Source organism: Methanosphaera sp., from assembly GCF_016282985.1.
Taxonomy (GTDB): domain Archaea; phylum Methanobacteriota; class Methanobacteria; order Methanobacteriales; family Methanobacteriaceae; genus Methanosphaera.
The window spans coordinates 30,544-53,052 of the sequence record NZ_JAEELZ010000114.1; the positions used below are offsets into that span (position 1 = coordinate 30,544).

At 28.3% G+C, this 22,509-nt stretch carries 25 protein-coding genes; 9 read left to right on the forward strand and 16 right to left on the reverse strand.

The annotated features are described in order from the left end of the window. Positions 1–111: 111 nt before the first annotated feature. Positions 112–903: a winged helix-turn-helix transcriptional regulator gene (locus QZZ11_RS06905; protein WP_292474742.1), complete on the forward strand. Its 792-nt coding sequence runs from the start codon at positions 112–114 to the stop codon at positions 901–903. Positions 904–918: 15 nt separating this feature from the next. Here the strand turns inward: QZZ11_RS06905 and QZZ11_RS06910 are convergent, their stop codons facing one another. Then, positions 919–1,800: a pantoate kinase gene (locus QZZ11_RS06910; RefSeq protein ID WP_292474743.1), complete on the reverse strand. Its 882-nt coding sequence runs from the start codon at positions 1,798–1,800 to the stop codon at positions 919–921. 73 nt (positions 1,801–1,873) lie between these two features. On the opposite strand from QZZ11_RS06910, the gene QZZ11_RS06915 reads away from it, so the two are divergent. Next, positions 1,874–2,545: a histidinol phosphate phosphatase domain-containing protein gene (locus QZZ11_RS06915; RefSeq protein ID WP_292474745.1), complete on the forward strand. Its 672-nt coding sequence runs from the start codon at positions 1,874–1,876 to the stop codon at positions 2,543–2,545. Positions 2,546–2,558: 13 nt separating this feature from the next. On the opposite strand, the gene QZZ11_RS06920 is transcribed toward QZZ11_RS06915, so the two are convergent. The 7 genes from QZZ11_RS06920 to QZZ11_RS06950 all read right to left on the reverse strand — a co-directional run bounded on the left by QZZ11_RS06920 (position 2,559) and on the right by QZZ11_RS06950 (position 7,905). Continuing rightward, entirely contained in the window at positions 2,559–3,206 is a 648-nt protein-coding gene (locus tag QZZ11_RS06920; RefSeq protein WP_292474746.1) for a 2,5-diamino-6-(ribosylamino)-4(3H)-pyrimidinone 5'-phosphate reductase, read from the reverse strand. Positions 3,207–3,214: 8 nt separating this feature from the next. Then, positions 3,215–3,604 (reverse strand): hypothetical protein, encoded by a 390-nt coding sequence (locus tag QZZ11_RS06925; RefSeq protein WP_292474748.1) that lies wholly within the window; start codon positions 3,602–3,604, stop codon positions 3,215–3,217. A gap of 9 nt (positions 3,605–3,613) precedes the next feature. Continuing rightward, positions 3,614–4,372, reverse strand: coding sequence for a TatD family hydrolase (locus QZZ11_RS06930; protein WP_292474749.1), 759 nt, complete (start codon positions 4,370–4,372; stop codon positions 3,614–3,616). Positions 4,373–4,384: 12 nt separating this feature from the next. Beyond that, positions 4,385–5,152: a polyprenyl diphosphate synthase gene (gene uppS, locus QZZ11_RS06935; protein ID WP_292474751.1), complete on the reverse strand. Its 768-nt coding sequence runs from the start codon at positions 5,150–5,152 to the stop codon at positions 4,385–4,387. 1 nt (position 5,153) lies between these two features. Further along, positions 5,154–5,855, reverse strand: a complete 702-nt coding sequence (mtxX, locus tag QZZ11_RS06940; RefSeq protein WP_292474753.1) for a methanogenesis marker protein Mmp4/MtxX — start codon at positions 5,853–5,855, stop codon at positions 5,154–5,156. Positions 5,856–5,989: 134 nt separating this feature from the next. Then, positions 5,990–7,255, reverse strand: a complete 1,266-nt coding sequence (gene hemL / locus QZZ11_RS06945) for a glutamate-1-semialdehyde 2,1-aminomutase (RefSeq protein WP_292474755.1) — start codon at positions 7,253–7,255, stop codon at positions 5,990–5,992. Positions 7,256–7,269: 14 nt separating this feature from the next. Beyond that, the gene (locus QZZ11_RS06950; RefSeq protein WP_292474756.1) at positions 7,270–7,905 is read right to left on the reverse strand and encodes a cobalt-precorrin-8 methylmutase; all 636 of its coding nucleotides are present in this window, start codon (positions 7,903–7,905) and stop codon (positions 7,270–7,272) included. A gap of 264 nt (positions 7,906–8,169) precedes the next feature. Here QZZ11_RS06950 and QZZ11_RS06955 point away from each other — a divergent pair, with 264 nt between their 5' ends. Beyond that, entirely contained in the window at positions 8,170–10,674 is a 2,505-nt protein-coding gene (locus QZZ11_RS06955; protein ID WP_292474758.1) for a DUF5814 domain-containing protein, read from the forward strand. Here QZZ11_RS06955 and arfB read toward each other — a convergent pair whose 3' ends face one another. Continuing rightward, positions 10,675–11,370, reverse strand: coding sequence for a 2-amino-5-formylamino-6-ribosylaminopyrimidin-4(3H)-one 5'-monophosphate deformylase (gene arfB / locus QZZ11_RS06960; protein ID WP_292474759.1), 696 nt, complete (start codon positions 11,368–11,370; stop codon positions 10,675–10,677). Between the two features lie 11 nt (positions 11,371–11,381). Next, entirely contained in the window at positions 11,382–11,861 is a 480-nt protein-coding gene (locus QZZ11_RS06965; RefSeq protein WP_292474761.1) for an RNA-binding protein, read from the reverse strand. 278 nt (positions 11,862–12,139) lie between these two features. Here QZZ11_RS06965 and QZZ11_RS06970 point away from each other — a divergent pair, with 278 nt between their 5' ends. From QZZ11_RS06970 to oadA, 3 genes are all read left to right on the forward strand, one after another. Further along, on the forward strand, positions 12,140–12,385 hold the full coding sequence (locus QZZ11_RS06970; RefSeq protein ID WP_292474762.1) for an LSm family protein: 246 nt from the start codon (positions 12,140–12,142) through the stop codon (positions 12,383–12,385). A 214-nt stretch (positions 12,386–12,599) separates the two neighbouring features. Beyond that, a complete protein-coding gene (locus QZZ11_RS06975) occupies positions 12,600–12,785 on the forward strand; it encodes a 50S ribosomal protein L37e (RefSeq protein WP_292474764.1) in 186 nt (61 codons plus the stop codon). Between the two features lie 294 nt (positions 12,786–13,079). Further along, entirely contained in the window at positions 13,080–14,786 is a 1,707-nt protein-coding gene (gene oadA, locus QZZ11_RS06980; RefSeq protein ID WP_292474766.1) for a sodium-extruding oxaloacetate decarboxylase subunit alpha, read from the forward strand. A gap of 13 nt (positions 14,787–14,799) precedes the next feature. Here oadA and QZZ11_RS06985 read toward each other — a convergent pair whose 3' ends face one another. From QZZ11_RS06985 to larC, 3 genes are read right to left on the reverse strand one after another with little or no spacing between them, the layout of a single operon-like run. Continuing rightward, positions 14,800–15,360: a DUF2284 domain-containing protein gene (locus QZZ11_RS06985; protein ID WP_292474768.1), complete on the reverse strand. Its 561-nt coding sequence runs from the start codon at positions 15,358–15,360 to the stop codon at positions 14,800–14,802. Between the two features lie 8 nt (positions 15,361–15,368). Then, positions 15,369–16,052, reverse strand: coding sequence for a 7-cyano-7-deazaguanine synthase QueC (gene queC / locus QZZ11_RS06990; protein ID WP_292474770.1), 684 nt, complete (start codon positions 16,050–16,052; stop codon positions 15,369–15,371). Then, complete coding sequence (gene larC, locus QZZ11_RS06995) at positions 16,045–17,274, reverse strand: nickel pincer cofactor biosynthesis protein LarC (RefSeq protein WP_292474771.1); 1,230 nt, start codon at positions 17,272–17,274, stop codon at positions 16,045–16,047. Before larC ends, queC begins: the two co-directional genes overlap by 8 nt. Positions 17,275–17,526: 252 nt before the next feature. Here larC and QZZ11_RS07000 point away from each other — a divergent pair, with 252 nt between their 5' ends. Genes QZZ11_RS07000 through QZZ11_RS07010 form a run of 3 tightly spaced genes read left to right on the forward strand, consistent with a single transcriptional unit; the run spans position 17,527 to position 19,395 of the window. Then, positions 17,527–18,048 carry a hypothetical protein gene (locus tag QZZ11_RS07000; RefSeq protein WP_292474773.1) on the forward strand — a complete coding sequence of 174 codons (522 nt, stop codon included), beginning with the start codon at positions 17,527–17,529 and terminating at the stop codon, positions 18,046–18,048. Positions 18,049–18,056: 8 nt separating this feature from the next. After that, positions 18,057–18,854: an adenosylcobinamide-GDP ribazoletransferase gene (gene cobS / locus QZZ11_RS07005; protein ID WP_292474774.1), complete on the forward strand. Its 798-nt coding sequence runs from the start codon at positions 18,057–18,059 to the stop codon at positions 18,852–18,854. Positions 18,855–18,867: 13 nt separating this feature from the next. Continuing rightward, entirely contained in the window at positions 18,868–19,395 is a 528-nt protein-coding gene (locus QZZ11_RS07010) for a tRNA (cytidine(56)-2'-O)-methyltransferase (protein ID WP_292474776.1), read from the forward strand. Positions 19,396–19,465: 70 nt separating this feature from the next. Here QZZ11_RS07010 and QZZ11_RS07015 read toward each other — a convergent pair whose 3' ends face one another. From QZZ11_RS07015 to QZZ11_RS07025, 3 genes are all read right to left on the reverse strand, one after another. Then, the gene (locus QZZ11_RS07015) at positions 19,466–20,569 is read right to left on the reverse strand and encodes an inositol-3-phosphate synthase (protein ID WP_292474777.1); all 1,104 of its coding nucleotides are present in this window, start codon (positions 20,567–20,569) and stop codon (positions 19,466–19,468) included. Positions 20,570–20,697: 128 nt separating this feature from the next. Continuing rightward, on the reverse strand, positions 20,698–21,585 hold the full coding sequence (locus tag QZZ11_RS07020) for an HD domain-containing protein (protein WP_292474779.1): 888 nt from the start codon (positions 21,583–21,585) through the stop codon (positions 20,698–20,700). 57 nt (positions 21,586–21,642) lie between these two features. Then, positions 21,643–22,488: a type II secretion system F family protein gene (locus QZZ11_RS07025; RefSeq protein WP_292474780.1), complete on the reverse strand. Its 846-nt coding sequence runs from the start codon at positions 22,486–22,488 to the stop codon at positions 21,643–21,645. Positions 22,489–22,509: the final 21 nt, after the last annotated feature.

Consider the following 22,509-nt stretch of genomic DNA (forward strand, 5'->3'; position numbering starts at 1 on the left):
TAATTTCCAACTTGTTTTGTTCTATAAAAGTTTAAATAAAATCAAAAATATATAAATTAGTAATAATCAAATTTATTACACATCGAATTATAACTAGATAGGTGCAGAAGAATGAGAATTTTTAAGAATAAAGGTGAATTCACTAAATTCCAGATATTAGCAAAAATAGCTCAACAGGAACCACATCTTAAACAGAAAGATATAGCAGATGAATTAGGAATTACCGTTCAAGCAGTTTCAGAAAACATTAAAACTTTGGTTAAAGAGGGTTATGTTGAAACAGGTAGTTCAAATTTTAGATATAAAATTACAAAATATGGTATTGATAAAGTCAAAACAGAGGCAATTAATCTTAAAGCTTACTCTGACATGGTATTAAATACTATGAATGGTTACAAATCTATTTGGCCTGCAATTGCTGCTGAAGATTTACATCAGGGAGAGCAAGTATGGTTAAATATGGATGATGGTATCTTATATGCAGATACTGAAGATAAATCCGGAGCTTATGCGGAAGTATTTAGTGATGCTTTAGAAGGTGAAGATGTAACTTTAATCAATTTAGGTGGAGAAATAGATTTAGTTCCTAAAGATGTAGTTATAGTAAAAATTCCGCCAATTTCTGAAGGTGGATCAAGAGTATGTGATATGGATAAAATTCATGAAATTTATTCACAAGAATTTGATAGAATTGGAGTTTTGGGTACAAGTGCAAGAGCTATTACAAATCATTTAAATGTTTATCCCGATTTTGAATTTGCTACAGCTTCTGCTACAGCAAGTGCTGCAGAAAAAGGTTTAAGAGTTTTAGTATTTTCTGTAGGAAAAATGACTAATAGAATAATCTCCAAATTAGAAGAAAAAGGTATAGTTTATACCATTGAAGATGTTAAAAAAGCATAATCTTCAATCTTTTTTTTATATAATATATTTTACTCCAGAAGTATTTATTTTGGTAGTTATACAATTTTCAATATTTATGTCGGGTGTATTGGATAAACAAAAAGCAGTATTTCCTAACATAGCCATTGATGAACCAATGCTTTCTTCATCCATAATTTCCAATATTTCCTGTAATTCGGGATTAATTAATTTTGCATTTTCTGAGAATTGTCTTGATAATTTAATGAAATTTTCAATACTTGGATTTGAAAGAAGTATATTCAGTAATTTGTTTCCGCTGGAGTTAATTCTTTTTTGATAAACCGGATTGTCAATGATGTCTTTTGTATTTAATGGACTTAATGTTTTTGTAATCACATATGTTGGTTGGGTAATTGGAATTTTATCTATTTTAGCTATCATAGGTGAACCTTCTTTTAATCTAATAACAAGACCACCATGCATTTCTGAAATTACATCACCAAGACCACTTGATTTTGATATTTCAGTTAAATGTGCTATTTCTCCGGCTTTATTAAAGGATATGTTTAATCCTAATAATTTCGGTAGTGTGTAACTAATTCCTAAAGCAAATCCGGCACTAGTTCCAAATCCTGCACTAATAGGTAAACTGGTTTCATGATTAATGGTAATATCATAATTATTTAAATTCAAGTTAAAAGTATTCTTAAGAATATCAATTGCTTGTGGGCTAATAGTATTTAATGAATCTTTTTTATTATTTAATTTTATAATGATTTTTCCAGAACCTTCTTCAACAGTTGTTTCAGTAATAACACCTTTATCTAATGTTATTCCAGCACCTTTTGAACCTTTTAGGATAGGGTCATCATTTGTCATTATTTCAAAAAAGCCAGTAATGTGTGCAGGAACAAATACTTTAAGTTTGTTAATCATATATCTATTTATATTTTTCTTTTCATAAATAACATTATATACATAAATATGATAATATTAGGAGTATTATTCAATGTCTGAAAATTTAAGAATAGATTTACATACCCATAGTATATTTAGTGATGGGGAATTATTACCTTCAGAACTTGCTAGACGTGCTGATGTATTGGGACATAAAGCATTAGCAATTACTGATCACGTGGATGCATCAAATATACAAGTTGCATCACAAATAGCAGAAGCAGTTAATGATATTAGAGATAATTGGGATATTAATTTAATTCCTGGTGTAGAAATTACTCATGTACCAATAGAAGTAATTGATAAATTAGCAAACAAAGCAAGAAAATATGGTGCAGAGATAGTTGTTGTTCACGGAGAAACAATAGTTGAACCAGTAAGGCCAGGTACAAACAGAATGTCTGCAGAATGTCCTGAAGTTGATATTATAGGTCATCCAGGATTAATTACTGAAGAAGAAGTACAAATTGCTATTGATAATGATGTTTCATTAGAAATCAGTGCACGTAAAGGTCATTGCCTAGGAAATGGGCATGTAGCAAAATTAGGATTAGAATTAGGAGCAAATTTGGTATTAGATACTGATACTCATGCACCAGAGGATTTAATTGATTATGAATTAGCAGAAAGAATTGCTAAAGGAGCTGAAGTTCCTGATTCAGAAATTCCTAAAATATTAAAAGATAATCCTGAAAAAATACTTAAAAAACATGGATTATTATAAAAAAAGTATGAATTTAATTTAAAACGTTGTATGATAATACAACATCATTGTCTATTTTTTCAATATTTTTTAACTCTAATTTTACACAATTTTCCGGTTCAAAACCTTCTCCATCAACAAATGTTTTTGAAGTAGAACCACCTAATATTTTTGAACCGATACATATAGATACTTCATCAATTAATCCTTCTTTAAACATAGAGAAGTTTAATGTTGAACCTCCCTCTAATAATATTGAATGAATACCTTTGAGGTATAATTTTCTCATAGCTTCTTTTAAGTTTACTTGTTCATTTCCACAAACTAAAATATCACATTTTTTTTCTAGTTTTTCAAGATTTTTTTTAGGTGCCTTTTTTGAAACTATGATAATTGTTTTTGCATCATTATTTAATACTAATGCATCTGAGGGAGTTCTACCTTTGCTATCTATTATTATTCGTATCGGATTATCTTTTTTTGGTGCTTTAATTTTGTGAATAGTTAATTTGGGATTATCAACGATTACAGTATTAATCCCAACCATTATAGCATCATATTTTTTTCTAAGTTCATGAACCCGGATTAAATCTTGTTCACCGGATATTTGCATAGAACTATTTTCTGTAGCAATCTTACCATCTACAGTCATTGCTGAATTTAATAAGACAAAAGGTTTCAATTTAACACCTACTCATAATCAACTTTCAATGCTTTAAGTGTGTTAATAATGTTTTCTCCATTTCTTACAGCATTTATCAACACTTCTTTAAATCCTTCTTTAATCAAGGAATCGTTTTGGATAATCCAAAGAATCAAATCAGGATGTTCTGTAAGTGTTAATTGATTAAATGGGATTTCCTGTTTGTTAGTATCAGTAGAAATAGTTATATGTTTTTTGTCATTGATTTCTACAGCTTTAATAGTGATTAAAATATCTTCACTTTTTACACTAAAATAGTCGCCTGGTTGTGCTAAATCCTTTACGGAATCTTCTATTTTTTCTAAATCACTTTGAATTTTTTTTTCATATTCTTTTCTTTTTTCTACATATAACATTAACATTTCATCTTGACTCATAAAAGTCACCTATAAATTATAAACTTGTATAGCATTTTTTTCTGTCTGCTTTTCAATTTCTTCAAAGTCAATATGTTTTGTTCGTTCAATTCTTTCAATAGTCATTTTAATATTTGATGGTTGATTTGGTTCTCCCTTAATTGGTGATAAATAAGGACTATCTGTTTCTGTAAGCATATTTTCTAAGGGAACAGCTTTAATATTTTTTTTATGTTTTTTTGAAAAAAGAGCATTTGTAGCAAATGAAATATAGTATCCACAATCAACAGCTTCAAGTGCCGTAGATTTTCCTCCACTAAAACAATGGAAAATAACATCAGGTATGTTGGGATATTCTTTAATTATATCAAGTGCATGTTTTTCAGCTTCACGAACATGTAATACAATTGGCATATTGTATTCACTAGCTAATTCCAACATTTTATGAAAATTATCATGTTGTCTTTTAAGTTCATCTTCTGATCTTTTTTCTGAAAAATCTAAACCTATTTCACCAATTGCTTGAATATTATCTAAATTTTCTATAATTTGAGCAATGGTTTTTTGTGTAGTTTCTTGATTATCTCTTCCAGCATATACCGGATGGTAACCCATAGTTGATTTAATAAATCCATCATATTTTTCTTTAAGTTTTAATGATCTTAAATTACCCTCTATACTTGCTCCACAATCTACAATATATTTAAATTCGCTCTTACATTTGTTAATTATTTCATCCCTATTCTCATCAAAATCAACAAAATTTAAATGACAATGTGAGTCAATCATTATATCTTCCTCTTATTTACCAAATCTTCTTTGTCTTTTTGTATATGAACGTATTGCTCTTAAAAAATCAACTTTTCTGAGTTCAGGCCATAAACTATCAGTGAAATATAACTCCGAATATGAGGATTGCCATAATAAAAATCCACTTAAACGTTCTTCACCACTAGTTCTTATTACTAAATTAGGATCTTCTAATCCTGCAGTATATAAATTCTCATTAATCATATTTTCATCAATATCTTCCGGATTAATTTCACCTGATTTTACTTTAGCTGCGATTTTTTTGAAGGCATCTACAATTTCTACTCTACCATCATATCCCATAGCAATGTTGATTAAGCGTTTATCATATTTTTCTGTAGATTTTTCAGCATCTTTAATTGCATCTCTAACCTCTTCTGGGAATAAATCTAATCTTCCCACAGCTTTTAATCTTACTTCATTTTTATGAATTTTTTTATTTGAACTGATGCTGAGGAAACTATCAACAAATAGTTTCATTAAATCTTCAACTTCTTTTTCTGAGCGTTTAAAGTTTTCTGTTGAAAATGCATATACGGTAACAATATTAATTCCTAAATCAATACACCATTCTAAAACATTTTCTAAAGTATCAACTCCTCTTTTATGCCCTTCAATCGCATTCAAATTTCCTTGCATTTTTGAATAACGTCTATTTCCGTCCATGATTATTGCAACATGTTTTGGCATTTTATCTTTTTCTAAGTTTTTAGAGATGTACCATTCATAAACGGAATATAATGGTTGTAATAATATCATTTTAAGGACCCCTATTTTTTTCTATAAGTTTTTTCATTAAATTAATCGAGTTGATATAACCTTGTGTGTTCTGTGAACGTGAAGTGTCTATAAAAATATACGGTTGGTTTAGCGTTAATGCACCGTTACTTTTCATTCCAGCTACTAAAACCAAACTTCTGAATATAAGATTTCCTGTAATTCCGTCTGGTGCTATAATTATATTTGCGTGTTCTTTGATTGCTTCTTCTATTAGAATATAATAATGTTTAATATCATATCTGTCTTTTAATAGCTTTTCAATTTTTTCACAAGTTTCAATACTTTGGTCAATTTTTTCGCTTCGTCCTTTATCATTTTTTCTACCGCCGGATATTAATGCGATTTTTGGTTCTTCTCCAAGAAGACTAATTGCTTTAGCGCATTCTTCAACGATAGTAATTTTGGAAGATGTTGAATCTCCTTCATCAATTCCTACAGGACTCAATAGAAATTTATGGCCATCTTTTTCAAGCAATGATGCTCTAAATATCTCAGGATATTCCTTTTTTAAATCCAAAATTATGTTTGATTCTAATGAACCTCTAATTACTCCATCTATTTTAGGATTTTTTAAATAATTAAGTAATTCTTGATTATTTTTTGCTAAATGAATTTTAAAAGGAAAATATTCTATCGCTTTAAGAACATCTTCATTTTCTCCTAGACCAATTGCAATTTCCATTTTTTTACCCAATTCATTAAAGTTTTATAATATTATATTTTTCTTTTAATTGATATTAAAAATTTTCTAAAAAAATATAAGCGAGTTTAAAATAATCATTTATTTAAGAAGATTAAATAAAAAAAGGAGGGAGGTTATAATTCTTTAAATGCTATTTCCATAGCTTCTAAAGTTTTATCGATGTCTTCTTTTGAATGCTCACCAGATAAGAAACAACATTCAAATTGACTTGGTGCAATAAATACACCGTTTTCAAGTAATTTATGGAAATATTTTAAGAAACCTTCACTATCTGAAAGTTTTGCTGTTTCATAATCATAGACTTCATGCTCTGTGAAATATACTTGAGTCATTGATTCAGCACCATTAATTTGGAAATCTAATTTTAGGTCATCTAATATGTTGGACATACCATTTCTAAGGTATTCTCCTTTGTCATGTAAATCTTTGTAAAATTTATCATTTAAAACTTTAAATGCTGCAATTCCACCATTGATTGACATTGGATTTCCACTAAAAGTACCTGCTTGATAAATGGAGCCACTTGGAGCAAACTGTTCTATGTATTCTTTTTTACCAGCAATAGCTCCAATAGGGAATCCTCCACCCAATATTTTTCCAAATGTTACAAGATCTGGAACTATGTTATAATATTCTTGAGCTCCACCTTTACTTAATCTGAATCCTGTGATTACCTCATCGAATATTAATAAAATATTATTTGATTCAGTAATTTCTCTTAAGAATTTAAGGTAATCATCACGTGGAGGTACACATCCAATATTACCCATTATTGGTTCAATGATAACACATGCAATTTCATTTTTGTTTTCATTAATGATTTTAGTCATTGCTTCTTTATCATTAAAAGGTACTAGTATTGTGTTTTTAGTAGCGTCTTCAGGAACTCCTGGAGAATCGGGTTTACCTGCCATACCTGAACCTGATTTAACTAACACAGCATCATGAGCTCCATGATATGCTCCTTCAAATTTGATTATTTTATTTCTTTTAGTAACTCCTCTTGCTAATCTTATTGCACTCATAGTAGCTTCGGTACCTGAATTACAAAAACGAACCATTTCAGCGCAAGGTACTCTATTAATTACTTCCTTAGCAAGAATTATTTCTTTTTCTGAAGGAACACCATAAGCTGTTCCTAATTCTATTTGTTCTATTGATTCTTTTATAATTGTTTCATTAGCATGTCCAAAGATTATTGGACCATACCCTAAACAATAATCAATATATTCATTTCCATCCACATCAAATAATTTGGAACCTTTTGCTTTTTCAACAAAAAATGGATATGGTTTAAATGCTCTTATTGGTGAATCAACTCCTCCTGGGAGGAAATTAACAGATTCTTCATATAATTTTTTGGATTTATCGAAATTCAATTTATGTTCTCCTTTTATTTTTTTCTAATATTCAATAAAGAATTAATAACTGCTACTGCAATAGGTGTTCCACCTTTAGGTCCTGTGGTAATTACATAAGGTATGTTTGTTTTGGATAATGCTTCTTTGGAATCTGCTGCTCCAACAAATCCGACTGGTACGCCAGCTACAGCTTTAGCATCCATTTGACCTTCTTCAACTAATCTCATTACTTCAAATAATGCTGTAGGTGCATTTCCAATCGCTACAACTCCTTTAAAACCATCTTCAGCCGCAATTCTCATAGCTGCTGCGGAACGTGTTATCTCTTCTTTTTTAGCTAATTTTACAGCTCGTTCATCTCTAATGTAACACATTACTTTTCCATCATATCTTGTTATTCCTGATTTTACCATGTTAATATCAGTAAGAATATCCTCTTTATTGTCAAAGCAGTTTAATGCTGTTTCAACAAATGTTGGTGATATTTTAACTAATTTGGCATATTCCGGATCGGCTGTTGAATGGACTACACGTTCCACAATATCTCGTTCTTCATAAGTTAAATCTTTTGTATCTTCATCAATTAGTGATTTAATAATTTCTCTACTTTTATTAGCTATATCATAGCCTGGTTTTGTTGATGCACCCATATTATACATAGATTTCACATCCTTTATTATTATAAAATTTTTTCTTTACTTTATTTACAAATATATTGTATATAATATTTGATGTACTAATTAATTATCTTTTTCTAATGTATTACTCAACATTCCTTGTATGTTTTTAATAAAAATTGATATGGGTTTAGAATATTTTAAAAATTAGACTTTTTGAAATTTCTTGTTTTGTTAGTAAAATACTAAAAAAAGCTATTACAAATATTTAATTAATATAATTGATGAATTATTTTTTAATCAGATATTGATAACATGATAATCTTAAGACGCAATAAAAAAAATGTTGAATTATATCCTATAGGGCCAGCAAAAGGTGCATTAAATAGTGAACGAGAACCTTTATTCTATAGCTATTTTAAACTCAAGGAAAATAACGGAAAAATAAGGCCATATCGTTTTATTATCCAACAAGATAATATTGAGACCTTAAAATCTCCTAAAGAAGTTATAAAGATATTGAGAAAACAAAGCGTCTTGTTAGCTACTAAAGATGAGGATATTGAATCAATGTTAAATTCTTTGAACATAGCCTATCAGTATACTCATATTTGTAGACACTGTACTTTCGAAGGGAAAATAACTATATTAAAAAAATCTTCTTCTTACAAATTATATGATGAATATATATGTAAAAAGTGTGCTCTTAAAGAAATTAAAAGAATAATGCATTTAAGAGGATATGATGAAAAATCATTTTCTAGTTTTAAGAAATTATTGGATAAAACGAATAATCTTGAAAAAGTATTACAAGTATTTGATCCTAAGTTTAATCCAATAAAGCATGATGATTTAACAATTTATGATAAAATAAAAGTAAAGAAAACTAAATATCCTAAGATTACCATTAATCAACTAAAAATACCTAAACAATTGAAGAAAATTTTATCTCCTAAGATAAAACATTTATTACCAATACAAATTTTATCATTAAATGCAGGTCTGCTGGATAATAAAAACTTATTGGTAGTTTCTGCAACAGCATCTGGTAAAACATTGGTTGGAGAATTGGCGGGTATACCTAAAGCAATGAATCATCAAAAATTTATCTATTTAACACCTTTAGTTGCATTAGCCAACCAAAAATATCGTGACTTTAAAAAACAATATAAACCATTGGGATTAAATGTTGCTATTAAAGTTGGTTCTAATCGTGTTAAAGCAAAAGGAGAATTAACAATATCCAATAAATCTGTTAAAAATGCAGATATTGTGGTTGCAACATATGAAGGATTGGATTTTTTATTACGTTCTGGAAATCATCATCAATTAAAAAATGTGGGAACTGTTGTTATTGATGAAATACATATGTTGGATGAAGAAGAAAGAGGTCCAAGATTAAATGGTTTATTAAAAAGATTATTGGAAATATTTCCTAAATCACAATTAATTGGTTTATCTGCAACAGTTAAAAATTCTAAACAAATTGCCGATGAATTTGGCATGAAATTGGTGGAATATAAAGAAAGACCCGTTCCATTGGAACGACATTTAATCTTCACAAAAAACGAATTTGAAAAGAGAGATTTATTGGGTAAACTTGCTAAAAAAGAATTCGAATCTAAATCCAGTAAAGGTTTTAAAGGACAAACAATTATTTTCACCAATTCCAGAAGGAAAACTCATTCAATAGCTCAACAAGTGGAAAAAAAGGGTATTTCAACTGCAGCTTATCATGCGGGTTTGTCTTATTCAAAAAAGGTTAAAATTGAAAAAGACTTTGCCGATCAAAAAATTTCAACAGTTGTTACTACAGCAGCATTAGCTGCTGGAGTAGACTTTCCAGCTTCACAAGTATTATTTGAAACGTTACGTATGGGAAATAAATGGTTAACAAATAATGATTTTTCACAAATGTTGGGACGTGCAGGAAGACCTACTTACCACGATATGGGTAAAGTATATTTGTTACCTGAGTTAGGTAAAGAATTTGAAAATGAATCAGAAGAACAAAAAGCTATTGATTTATTAGATAGTGATGTTGATAATGTCAACGTTGAGTACAATGAAGATGACACTATTGAACAGGTATTGGCTGATATTTCCGCAATTAAAAACGTAGATGTTGATGATTTGGAAGAAAAATATTCTAAGATTGAATCACCTATTGTTTTTGAAGATGTTATAAATACATTGATAGATAAGAAATTAATCAAAGAACATAAAGATTTCTCAAACAGGTATTTGCCAACAAGATATGGTCGTGCAACTTCAGTATCATTCCTAACAGTACCTAAAGCAGAATATATTCGTAAACATTTGAAACAAAATCCTCTATTGATTGTAGAACATCTTGAACCATTTGAAAACGCATACATCAGTAACAGATTATCAAGTCGACTTTCATCGGCTTTAAAAACAAACATTAGTTCCAGATTGTTTGCTGATTCTAATAGAGATATAATTACATCGGGTGATGTTTTAGCTAAATTGGATGATCAATTTGCTGAGAAATTAATTACATTTCAAATTGACTTCATGAATTGTGAATGTAAGGAAAGTCCTTTTTGTAAATGTTTGGAGAAAAATGTTTCAGATAAGATAATTAAACAAAGATTAAATGGTTGGAATCCAAATAGTATTAGCAAATATTTCATATCTAATTATGATATACACATATATCCTGGTGATATTTTCACATGGTTAGATGCTATAATTCGTATGTTAGAAGCAATATCCAGAATAAGCATTGCATTTAATAATAAAAAAACAAGTAATGAATGTAAAAGGTTAATTAAAAAAATAGAAAAAGGTAATTAACTATAATAATGATTTAATATCATTAATAATTTTTTTTTCAGCATTATCAAGTAATTGTTTTCCAAATTTTTCATCAATTTTAAAGCCATTTTCTTCAATGAACTTAGCTTCTCGATCAATTATTGGTTCATTTTCACGGGCTAATTTTAGGCCTACCATACCTACTTCAGGGTTTTTTATAAAATTTCCATGTTCTTTTATTCTACTTTCATCTAGGAATCCTAACACTTTTCCCATAGATAATTCGCCCGTGCATGCATGAGGTCCTTCTTTTTCTATAATTGAATTATTGAAAATTATTTTCAGTCCTGTTTTTTCGGAAATCTTATCAATTTCATTAATTATTAGATTATTACCACCATGACCATTTACAATTATAACCTTTGAAATTCCCAATAATTCTTTGGCATTAATTAGTTGGGGGATAATTTGATTATTTATTAAATCGTCTTTTTTAAGATGAATTCCATGTTTTACAAAGTCATATTCGGTAGCGCCATAAAATATTCCCAAAAAGGTTGCACCGGTTTTAGTAGCAACATTCAAAGCAACATTTGCGGCTATTTTGGAATCTGTATCTATGGGCAGTGCCGTTCCGTGATTTTCTCTATGTGATCCTAGAGCTATTATTCCTATTTGATGTATGTCTTCAGAAATCACATTTCCTGACCTATATTTTAGTTTAATGTTATTCATCTTATAATCCTCTATAAGTTAAGTTCCCAAATTGAATCTCCAACATAATGCAAGTTTTCAATAGCTTTACCCTTATTATTATCAACCATTTCTTTTCCAGTAATTAAACTGATTCCTATTGCTAAAGGTTTGTGATGTGTTTCTTCAATGATAACTATTGTATCTCCAGGTTCAATATTTTCATCTGCATCAACAATACCTGGGGACATTATGTCAGCACCTTTTATAACGAAGTTAATAGCACCCATATCTACAGTAGCATATTTTTCTTGTATATCTTCATTAATCATTGCATGTAAAGTGGGTATTGTTTTACCTTCAATTTGCATTAATAATGGTTTTCCATCTATTAATAAGATATCAGGATAATCTTCTATTTTAACAAGTTCAACTTGTGATTTTTTAGGAATAATGGTTTGGAAGTTTCCTAATTCTTTTTTTATTTCTTTAACTTTTTTATTTTTTAAAAAAAAGCGTTTTTTGATTTTCAATTTTTTATCCTCTCAAAATTATTTTTTAAGTATTATTTTATATTTTTGTCTTTATTTTCTATATAATTCCTTAAATTTTTTCTCAATAACTATTTTTTTCTTTTTTTATTAATTTGATTTAAGTTAAAGTAATAATTATTGATAGCAACTTTTATTAGATATTAATATAAAATATATATCTAATTATAAATAATTATTTTTAATAATTAAGTTTTGAGATACATTTAAATATAATCTAAAACATATTAAAATATATATTATTGATAAGGTGATTAATAGTGAACGATCAAAAAAATAATAACAATACATCTAGACCATTAGATGCATTAGGAAAGGCTTTAAATTCTCAAGTTCTTATCAAACTTAAAGGTGGTAAAGAATTTAGAGGAGCTTTACAAAGTTTTGATATGCACATGAATTTAGTGCTAAATGATGCTGAAGAACTAGAAAATGGAGAATCTACTCGTAGATTAGGAGTAGTTTTAGTTCGTGGAGATAACATAGTATACATATCACCAGGATAATTATTTAAAGGACAACTTAGTAGTTTAACTATTAATATTAATCGTCCTTATTAAAAAGTAATACCTGATTGTTGTTTATTGATTAAGGTATAATAAAGATATATTTCGATCGTGTATCTTATTTGAATAGAATTTATTCTATTCTCTAGTTTTTACCTTTTTTAAAGGTTTAATTTTATTCATTTATTTTTTCACAGTTTATGGAGGTTATATAATGAAAGGAACACCATCATTTGGGAAACGTAATAAAAAGAATCACATCAGATGTAGAAGATGTGGAAGAAACGCATACAACCCAAATAAAAAATACTGTGCTTCTTGTGGATTTGGAAGATCCAAAAGATTAAGAAGATACAGTTGGCAAAACAAAAAACCTGTTACAGGTCAAAGATTAAAATAGATAGTTATTAGAATTTTCCTAATACATTATCTTTCTTACTATTTTTATATTTTAACTTTTTCTTAAATTAAAAACTTTTTTTAAATTATTTCTATTTAAATTCTTAAATTAAATTTATTAAAAATAGTAACCTTTGTATATTAGGTTAAACATAACTGATAAATAGAATATAATAGTATGGATAATTATTACTTATTCTTAAAATAATAAGAATTATAATTTAATTAATTACCTATTCAATTACGTTTTAACAATTATTTATATTACAATTAAACAAAAAAAGTAGGTGTCATTATGCCAAAAGTAAAAATTATTGAAACCGCATTACGTGATGCTCATCAATCTTTAATTGCTACTAGGATGAGAACAGAAGATATGGTTCCAATTTTAGAAGATATGGATAAAGTTGGATACTTTTCTCTAGAAGCATGGGGTGGAGCAACTTTTGATTCATGTATTCGTTTTTTAAATGAAGATCCTTGGGAAAGATTAAGAACATTCAAAGATCACGTTACAAAAACACCACTTCAAATGTTATTAAGAGGACAAAATTTAGTTGGTTATAAACATTACGCTGATGATTTTGTAAAAGCGTTTGTTGAAAAATCATATGAAAACGGTGTTGATGTATTTAGAATCTTCGATGCATTAAATGATTCTAGAAACATGGAAATGTCTATTAAAACAGCAAAACAACAAGGAGCTTATGTACAAGGAACAATTAGTTACACTATCAGTCCAGTACACACCATAGAAAAATATGTTGATTTTGCAAAAGAGTTAGCTGCTATGGACTGTGATGCTATAACCATCAAGGATATGGCAGGGTTAATTTCTCCACAAGTTGCAACTGACTTGGTTACAGCTTTAAAAGATGAAATAGGATTACCTGTAAATTTACACAGTCATTGTACTAGTGGAATGACTTTAATGAGTTATCAGGCTGCTGTTGATGCTGGTGTTGATATTTTAGATACAGCAATATCTCCATTTTCTGGAGGAACAGCCCAACCACCAACAGAAAGTGTCGTTGCAGCTTTACAATCAACTCCATATGATACGGGAATTGATTTAAAATTATTATCACAAATCAAAGAATATTTCTCAACTTTAAATGAGAAGTATCATGCACTCTTTGATCCATTAGCATCCACAGTAGATACTGACGTGTTAATTTACCAAGTACCTGGTGGAATGCTTTCTAATTTAGTATCCCAATTAAAACAACAAGATGCTATAGACAAATATGACGATGTGTTAGCAGAAATTCCGAAAGTACGTAAAGATTTAGGATATCCTCCATTAGTAACTCCTACCAGCCAGATTGTTGGAGTTCAATCTGTTATGAATGTATTAATGGGTGAAAGATATAAAAATGTAACTAAAGAAGTAAAAGAATATCTTAAAGGATATTATGGAAGAGCACCTGCTGAAATTAATCAAGAATTATATAAAGAAGCAATTGGTGATGAAGAACCTATTACTTGTAGGCCTGCAGATTTATTAGAACCTGAATTAGAAAAAGCTCGAGCTAAATTAGAAGAAGAAAATTTACTAAAAAAAGAAGAAGATGTTCTAACTTATGCTATGTATCCTACAGTAGCTGAAAAATTCCTTAAAGGAGAAGCAGTTGCAGAAGAAATTCCAGAACCTAAAGTTGAATACACAGCATCAAACATTCCAAATTCCTATGATGTGGAAGTTGATGGGGAAGTATTTAGTGTTAAAATATTACCGACAGGTTACATGGAAATGGAACCATCATCACATCAAATTAAACCTTCAGTTGAAGGTGCTTTAACATCAGCTATGCAGGGTATGATTGTAAAACTCAAAGTAAGCGTTGGGGACAACGTTAACGAAGGAGATACAGTTGCAGTTCTTGAAGCTATGAAAATGGAAAATGATGTAAAAGCTGATAAATCAGGTAAAGTAACTGAAATCTTCATTAATGAAGGGGATACCGTTGAAAAAGACGATGTTTTAATGGTTATAGAATAACCATCTTTTTTTCTTATTTTTTGTATAAAATGGAAGTTACATTATTTAAATATTTAGGTAATACTCCATTAATTAATAACAGTTCTATATCAAATAGATCTTTTAATATTTTTCTACTATCCATTCCAATCGATGCTAATGAATAGCGTCTAATTTCAGGATGTTTACATTTGGAAAATAATTCTTTACAATTCTCTGCACAATGATTACATGGTCCAGTTAAACTTTCTGCTTTCGAATAGTCTTTTTCGGACTCTAATACTTTATTAACAATCTTTTGTTTTTCTTTAAAGAAAGTATTATATAATAATTCTTTCAATTCATCAGAACTATACTCTTTCTCATAATCTTTTGGTTCAAAAAACAATTGTGTGACGTGAATATCTATAAAATCATATTCAAGAACAAATTTTTTGATATCTATATCTACAGGGGAACAGGAATAATTAGTGTCATAACGTGGACATTCCTTACAAAATCCTTGAACCAATTCAAAATTATAAAATTTTTCAAAGAATTCTTTTGTAGTCAAGGTTTTTTTGAAATGTTTTACGTCGTAATCAATTTCTTTCATACTTTCCCTCATTTTATGTAGTTTGTATGGTCAACGATATTGGCTTGAACAAATGCTCTTCTTCTTCTTTTACAAGATTCACAAGTACCACAATGTTCTTCTGTACCCATATAACAAGAATAGCTTAAATGCATTGGGGCATTAACATTTACTCCTTTTTTTACAATGTCAACTTTATTCATATCAATAAGAGGTGCTTTAATTTCAATATTATCAAATGAACCATATTTGATTGTTTCATTAAATGCATTCAAATACTCTTTTGAATTATCAGGGAATGTAATAGCTTCTTCATAATCCCATCCGACAATTATTATGTCTGCTTTAATACTTTCAGCGTAAGCTAATGCAATACTACAAAAAACAGTATTCCTGGCAGGAACCCATACTGATTTTGCAGTTTCTATAGCAACATCATAATTATCTAAGTCTGATTCTTCAATTACTGGAATTTCTTCATCATTTGTTAAACTAGAATTACTTATATCCTTTAGCCAGGGTAGATCAATAATTACGTGCTTCATATTTAATTCTTTACAAATTAATTTGGCATGTTTAATTTCTTGATCTAAACTTTGTTGTCCATAATTGAATGTTATTGCAGTTAAATCATAATCATTTGAGTATATGCTTGTTGCAACAGTACAATCTAGTCCGCCAGATAAAATACTTATTCCTTTGGGTTTAGTCATTTGAGTCACTTCTTAAGTTCATTTTAAAGTCTTGTTCAACATATTCCTTTAAATCTTTAATAGGTATCTTTGTTTTTTCAGAAATTATTTTTAAATCATCATACTCAGCATTACATTTGATAATTTTTCCATCGTGTTCTCCAATTTTAAAACGTATATCCTCCATATTATTTAGAATTTTTATTTTATGTTTAACATTTTCTCTTACAGCAACGCCTCTATGAACATAAGGTAAAATTCTTACACCTAAAGTTCCTGTTTCTTCCATTAATGTATTTACTAAATGTTCAGCATCTTCTTGTTTAGATATTACTTTAACAATATGTCCCGGACGATTCTTTTTCATAATAGTTGGAGTAATACATACATCTCGAGCACCTTCATTTAACAATTTATCAAATAAATTTCCTAATATTTCCCCACTTAACGTGTCAATATTGGTTTCAAGAATTGAAACAGTGTTTTCTGTAGAAATATCATCGGATTTGATAATTCTAAGTGCATTTAATATTTCTAAATCTTTCTTACCTGAACCATATCCTATACTTTTATTTTTTAATATTGGTGTTGAAGTTGTGTATTCATCAGTAATATTTACTAATATGGCACAACCTGTTGGGGTTGCTAATTCTGTATTAACATGTCCTCCTATAGTAGGTACATTTTTTAGAATATTAATCACGGCCGGTGCAGGTACTGGAAGAATGCCATGTTGGGTATTAACAGTACCATTTCCAGTGGCAACAGGTAATGAATATATTTTTTCATTATCAAATTTTAATAGATGGTAAGCATAAGAAGCACCTACAATATCTGCTACAGCATCTGCACAGCCTACTTCATGAAAATGTAATTCTTCTAAACTTTTTCCATGAACTTCTGATTCTGCATCCGCTAATGTTTTAAATATATTTTTTGATAATTCAACACTTTTTATGACAGTTTCATCATCAGGATATTTTTTTCTTGTAATTTCATCTAATTTGTTTATTATCTCATCAAAATGTCTTACAGAATTATCTTGAGTTTGAATATTTGCATATGTAGTCATTACACCCGATTTGGTTTTTTTATCAATGTTTACGCTTATGTCTCCAAATTCTTCAGCATAATTAATTATAACTTCTTTGATTTTTTCTTTATCTGCACCTAAATCAACAAATGCACCTATAAACATATTTCCAGATAATCCTGAAACTTGAGGATCTATTACTACAACCATTTTTGTCTTCCTATAAAAATTATTGTATAAATATTTGTATTTTCATTTTTATAATAATTTTTTTTAATCTTTTTTGAGTGAAATTATAGAGACAATTATATAAAAATCTTCAAATATAATATAATTAGAATAAAATAAAGCTTTAAGCTATTAAAAATCAATTTTAGTTTATTTAACTAAATAAACTTTAAATTTTTTTTTAATTAAGGGATATTTTCAAATTCTTTATTAAAAATTTAGGGGAGGGTCTGTTTGAAGGTAAATATGGATGGAGTAACTATTTCTAAAAGAGGTAATGGTATAATTATAAAAAGTAATAAACCGTTATATGTTCTGGCTAATAGAGACAATTTTGACTTTCAATACATTGATGAATTTGATAATCATTATTATAATCAGCCAAATTTAGAACGTATTTTAGTAGAAAGAAATGGAATAAGTATAATTAGTACAGTTGAGTTTTTTGAAAATAAATTTTTTACAAATATTACAGTTTTACTTGATGTTCAATTAGATAATATTACGTTATTAAATATTTACCGTACAGTAACAGAAACAATATCTACAATTTCATGGCAAGTTAATGCAATAAATAGAGATGACTTATCAAATAAATTAGGTAATTATTATAATATGATTTACATTGCATGTAAAGGAAAATCTGATAAGATAATTTCATTTGATATTTCATTATTTTATGAAGTCAAAGAATTAGTTGGTGAAGCATTGACGAAATCTTTTAGTAATTTGGGATATTTCAAAAATTCAAATTAGGTGATAAAATGGATATTCAAGATGATGATAATAATGAATCGAAAACAATTGTTCACCCTACATTAAATGGTTTGTTGGGAATAATTTCTTTTTCAACAAGAATTCCTATAAATCGTATGGTGACAATTGAAGAAATGGCTAGTAGTGTTGTTATTTGGCCATATGTGGGTCTCTTTATAGGTGTTTTTGGAGCTATATTGGCATACATATCTCATTTTTTCTTAAATTTAAATACTATGCTAACAGCAGTATTGATTTATGGATTTATAATATGGTTTACAGGATTTAATCATGTTGATGGTGTTATGGATATGGGTGATGGGTTAATGGTTCATGGAGATTCTGAAAAAAGATTAACCGTTATGCGAGATTCAGTGGTAGGTACTGGGGGAATAGCAACATTTTTTATCGTTGCCAGTTTAACTTTAGCAGCACTATCATCTATACCTTCACAATATCTGCTTCAAACAGTATTATTGATGGAATTTGCTTCTAAATTTAGTATGATTACTTCTATGGTTATTGGAAAAGATGATACTAGAGGAATAGGTCGTTTAATAAAATCAGGTATAAATCCTAAAATTTTATTAATATTGGTTATCATAAATTCATTAATAGGATATTTAATTTTAGGTTTGCCGGGTGTATGTGCAATTATTGCAGCAGTATGTACTGGATTATACCTTGCACATATGGCAGATAATAAATTTGGTTGCGTAACTGGAGATATTATGGGAGCTTCAAATGAGATAGCAAGAGTAGTATCTTTAATTATTTTAATAATAGCTTTTAATTTTATAATGTAAAGGGAAGATAAAAATGATAACAGTATTAAGATTAGATCATAGACTTGGAAGAGATACTAGAATTACAACACATGTTTGTTTAACTGCAAGAGCTTTTGGGGCAGATAAGGTTATTTTAAGTGGAGAACGAGATAAACATATTATAGAGTCAGTAGAAAGTGTGGTTGAAAATTGGGGTGGAGATTTCCAAGTTGAATATAATGAAAAATATTTGCCCGTCATTAAAGAACATAAAAGAAATGGTTATGAAATTATCCATTTAACGATGTATGGAAAACATGTTGAAGAAGTCATTCCAAAAATAAGAGATAACGGTAAGGATAAATTAATTATCGTTGGTGGTTCAAGAGTACCTACGGAGGTATATGAATTAGCAGATTGGAATTTAAGTGTTACTAATCAACCTCATTCAGAAGTAGCTGCTTTAGCTATATGTTTACATTATGTCATGGATGCAAAAGAATTAAACATAACTTATGAAGATAGTAAAATGCAAATAATCCCCAATAATGAACATAAAGAAGTTATAAAAAATAAGTAATTTCTTAATATCTTTTTTTTAAAAATTTTAATATATAAAAAATAGTTTAGAAAAATAATAAATAATATTATTATCTTTCTAATTTTCCTTCTATAAATTCATCAACTTTATCATGAGCAATATCATCAGGATATTGGATTGGTGGGTGTTTCATGGTGTAAGAAGATATTGAAGTAAGAGCACCACTAATTCCTCTATTTAATGCTAATTTACAGCATCTTATTGCATCAATTACACATCCTGCACTATTAGGACTGTCTTCAACACTTAATCTTAATTCAATGTTCATTGGAACATCACCAAATGTTCTACCTTCCATACGTAAGAAACAAAGTTTGTTATCTTTTTGCCATGCAACGTAATCACTTGGTCCAATGTGGATATCATCCTCATCTAATCTGTGTGCTAATACAGATTGAACTGCTTCTGTTTTTGATTCTCTTTTTGATGCTAATCTATCTCTATTAAGCATATTTAAGAAGTCTGTGTTACCACCAGTATTTAATTGGTAAGTTCTGTCTAATCTGACTCCTCTGTCTTTGAACAAACTGGCTAATGTTCTGTGTGTTATTGTTGCACCTATCTGTGCTTTAATATCGTCACCAACACAAGGTAATCCGGCTTCTTTAAATTTGGATTCATATTCTGGGTCACTTACAATAAATATTGGAACACAATTTACGAAAGCAATACCTGCTTCTAAGGCACAATCAGCATAAAATTTTCCAGCCTTTTCTGAACCCACAGGTAAATAATTAACTAATATTTCTGCTCCACTTTCTTTTAATAATTCAACTATTTCTTCTTTGCTTTTTTCAGCTTCATCGGAAATAACAAAAGTTGCATCTTCTTTGTAATTACTCATGTGTGGTGCAACACCATCAAGAACTTGACCCATTGATACTTTTACGCCCATTTCTTTCATATCTGGGTAAAAAATGGTTGTACAATTAGGTTTTGCATAAATTGCTTCACTTACGTCTTTTCCAACTTTTCTTTTGTCAATGTCTATAGCTGCAACTACTTCAATATCAGAAGGTTTATATCCTTCTATAGACCAATGCATTAACCCATCTACATCTTCTTCGTTTTTGTCTGCATAATAATACAATCCTTGGATTAATGAACTTGCACAGTTTCCTATTCCAACTACTGCAATTTTAATTTTTTCCATATTTTACACCTTTAGTTATTTTTTTTAAAGTTACTCAAAAGTGAATGAATTTATAACTTTTTATAATTATTCAATACTTAATTAGATATTTTTAGTTATTAGATAATAAATTTATTGTATTCTCATAATTAAAATTCTATTGATTTAGATATTTTTGCACTCATATCATCTGCATGATGTAATGCAACTGCTTCAGGAATTCTTGGATTTACAGAAGAACCCCAACCCAATTCAACATCACCATGATGACTTAAAATAAGATGTATTAAATTTATCTTTTTATTTTCTGAGATTTTTAATGAATCCATTTTTTCTTTTACAATTGATGCACTGATAAATATATGATCTACGAGAATTCCTTTTTTGTTCATTTCAATTCGTTCAGTTTTATAGTCATATGTTTCAATTTTCCCAATATCATGCAAAATTGCACCGGTGATTAATAAATCTCTATCAATATCTTCATAAATTGTTGAAATGGTTTTACATATCTCCACAACTTCATTTGTATGGACTAATAATCCTCCTTTATAATTGTGGTGATGTTTCTTTGCTGCAGGAGCAGTAATAAATTTTTCAAAGAATTCTTCATCTTCAAATAGTGATGCTAAAAGTAATTTGAGTTCTTTGTCTTCAATTTCATGAATAGTGTTGATTAAATATTCTATATGGCTGTCCTGATTTTCTATTTGAATTATAAATTCTTCTTCATTAAAGTTATTAGCTAAGATTATACGTTCGATTAATATATTGAATTTATTTGAACCGTGAGGAAATTCCTGAATTTTTCCTACAATATTATATATTTTACCTTCTTCAATTTTTTCAAACTCATTATATGCTTTTTTGTTGAACATACGTCCAACAATTTGTCCAGTTTTATCCTGTAATAATAATTCTAAAAATGGTTTATTGTTTTTAGATTTTTTGATACTTTTTTCTATTATAAGAAATTGGCTTATAATTTTTCTGCTTTCATTGAATTTCTTAATATAATCAGCTTCTTTTTTTGGCAATTTTCTTCCTTCATTATTTTATAGTTTAATTTTTTATTTTTTTATTAATTTATATTTTTAATCAATACTTGGTTCCAAACGTTTAATTAATATTATCATAAAGGAGATAATTAAGGGAAAAAAGAATAAGTATAAAATTAATAATAGTTCTGGTTGAACAATTGAACCCATCACTGTTGTAGCTGCTATAATTAGAATAAATAAAATCACAGGAAATAGTACTGCAATAAACATATATAATAACATTATAGCATTCAATTTTTCTGAGTATTCTTTGTACTTAATTTTCATATTAGATGAATTTTCATCGGCTAATGTATTTAATGTCTCGGCTAAGTTGCCACCATTATTTAAAGTTCTAATAATTTGACCTACAAATTTTTCAATACTTGGTAAATTAATCCGTTTAGATAGATTTTCAAATGATTCAACATAGTTTGAACCATATTGAATTTCATTGAGTGTTATTTGAAATTCTTCGGATAATATTCCATAGTTACTATCGGCAATGCTTTTCATTGAATCATATAATCCTATTCCTGCTTTTAGTTGGGTGGATATTTGTCTTAAAGCATAAGGAAATTCTCGAACAATTTCTTTTTTTCTTTTTTCTGATTTTATTTTTGGAATATTACTTTTTAATATTGGATAACCAATTAATATAATGCCCAATTTTAAACTTAAATCCATACTTTTAGTAATTATAAATACAGTTATAAATAACAGAGGAATGAATAAAAAATCTTTATTAATTTTATTTTCTTTGTTTTTATTTTGTTTAATAAGTTCATTAAACGTTTTATTTTCAATTTTTTCTTCATTAACTATTTGTTTATTTTTAGATAAGTTTTTATAAATTTTGATAGTTTGTTGACCTATTTTAATAAATACTTCTTTTAACATTTTAACTTAAAATTATTTAAA

Bases quoted from the DNA above. Each gene is read 5' to 3' on its own strand.
- QZZ11_RS06905 (WP_292474742.1), top strand. From the start codon at position 112: ATGAGAATTTTTAAGAATAAAGGTGAATTCACTAAATTCCAGATATTA.
- QZZ11_RS06910 (WP_292474743.1), bottom strand. From the start codon at position 1,800: ATGATTAACAAACTTAAAGTATTTGTTCCTGCACACATTACTGGCTTT.
- QZZ11_RS06915 (WP_292474745.1), top strand. From the start codon at position 1,874: ATGTCTGAAAATTTAAGAATAGATTTACATACCCATAGTATATTTAGT.
- QZZ11_RS06925 (WP_292474748.1), bottom strand. From the start codon at position 3,604: ATGAGTCAAGATGAAATGTTAATGTTATATGTAGAAAAAAGAAAAGAA.
- QZZ11_RS06930 (WP_292474749.1), bottom strand. From the start codon at position 4,372: ATGATTGACTCACATTGTCATTTAAATTTTGTTGATTTTGATGAGAAT.
- uppS (WP_292474751.1), bottom strand. From the start codon at position 5,152: ATGATATTATTACAACCATTATATTCCGTTTATGAATGGTACATCTCT.
- mtxX (WP_292474753.1), bottom strand. From the start codon at position 5,855: ATGGAAATTGCAATTGGTCTAGGAGAAAATGAAGATGTTCTTAAAGCG.
- QZZ11_RS06955 (WP_292474758.1), top strand. From the start codon at position 8,170: ATGATAATCTTAAGACGCAATAAAAAAAATGTTGAATTATATCCTATA.
- arfB (WP_292474759.1), bottom strand. From the start codon at position 11,370: ATGAATAACATTAAACTAAAATATAGGTCAGGAAATGTGATTTCTGAA.
- QZZ11_RS06975 (WP_292474764.1), top strand. From the start codon at position 12,600: ATGAAAGGAACACCATCATTTGGGAAACGTAATAAAAAGAATCACATC.
- oadA (WP_292474766.1), top strand. From the start codon at position 13,080: ATGCCAAAAGTAAAAATTATTGAAACCGCATTACGTGATGCTCATCAA.
- QZZ11_RS06985 (WP_292474768.1), bottom strand. From the start codon at position 15,360: ATGAAAGAAATTGATTACGACGTAAAACATTTCAAAAAAACCTTGACT.
- queC (WP_292474770.1), bottom strand. From the start codon at position 16,052: ATGACTAAACCCAAAGGAATAAGTATTTTATCTGGCGGACTAGATTGT.
- larC (WP_292474771.1), bottom strand. From the start codon at position 17,274: ATGGTTGTAGTAATAGATCCTCAAGTTTCAGGATTATCTGGAAATATG.
- cobS (WP_292474774.1), top strand. From the start codon at position 18,057: ATGGATATTCAAGATGATGATAATAATGAATCGAAAACAATTGTTCAC.
- QZZ11_RS07010 (WP_292474776.1), top strand. From the start codon at position 18,868: ATGATAACAGTATTAAGATTAGATCATAGACTTGGAAGAGATACTAGA.
- QZZ11_RS07015 (WP_292474777.1), bottom strand. From the start codon at position 20,569: ATGGAAAAAATTAAAATTGCAGTAGTTGGAATAGGAAACTGTGCAAGT.
- QZZ11_RS07025 (WP_292474780.1), bottom strand. From the start codon at position 22,488: ATGTTAAAAGAAGTATTTATTAAAATAGGTCAACAAACTATCAAAATT.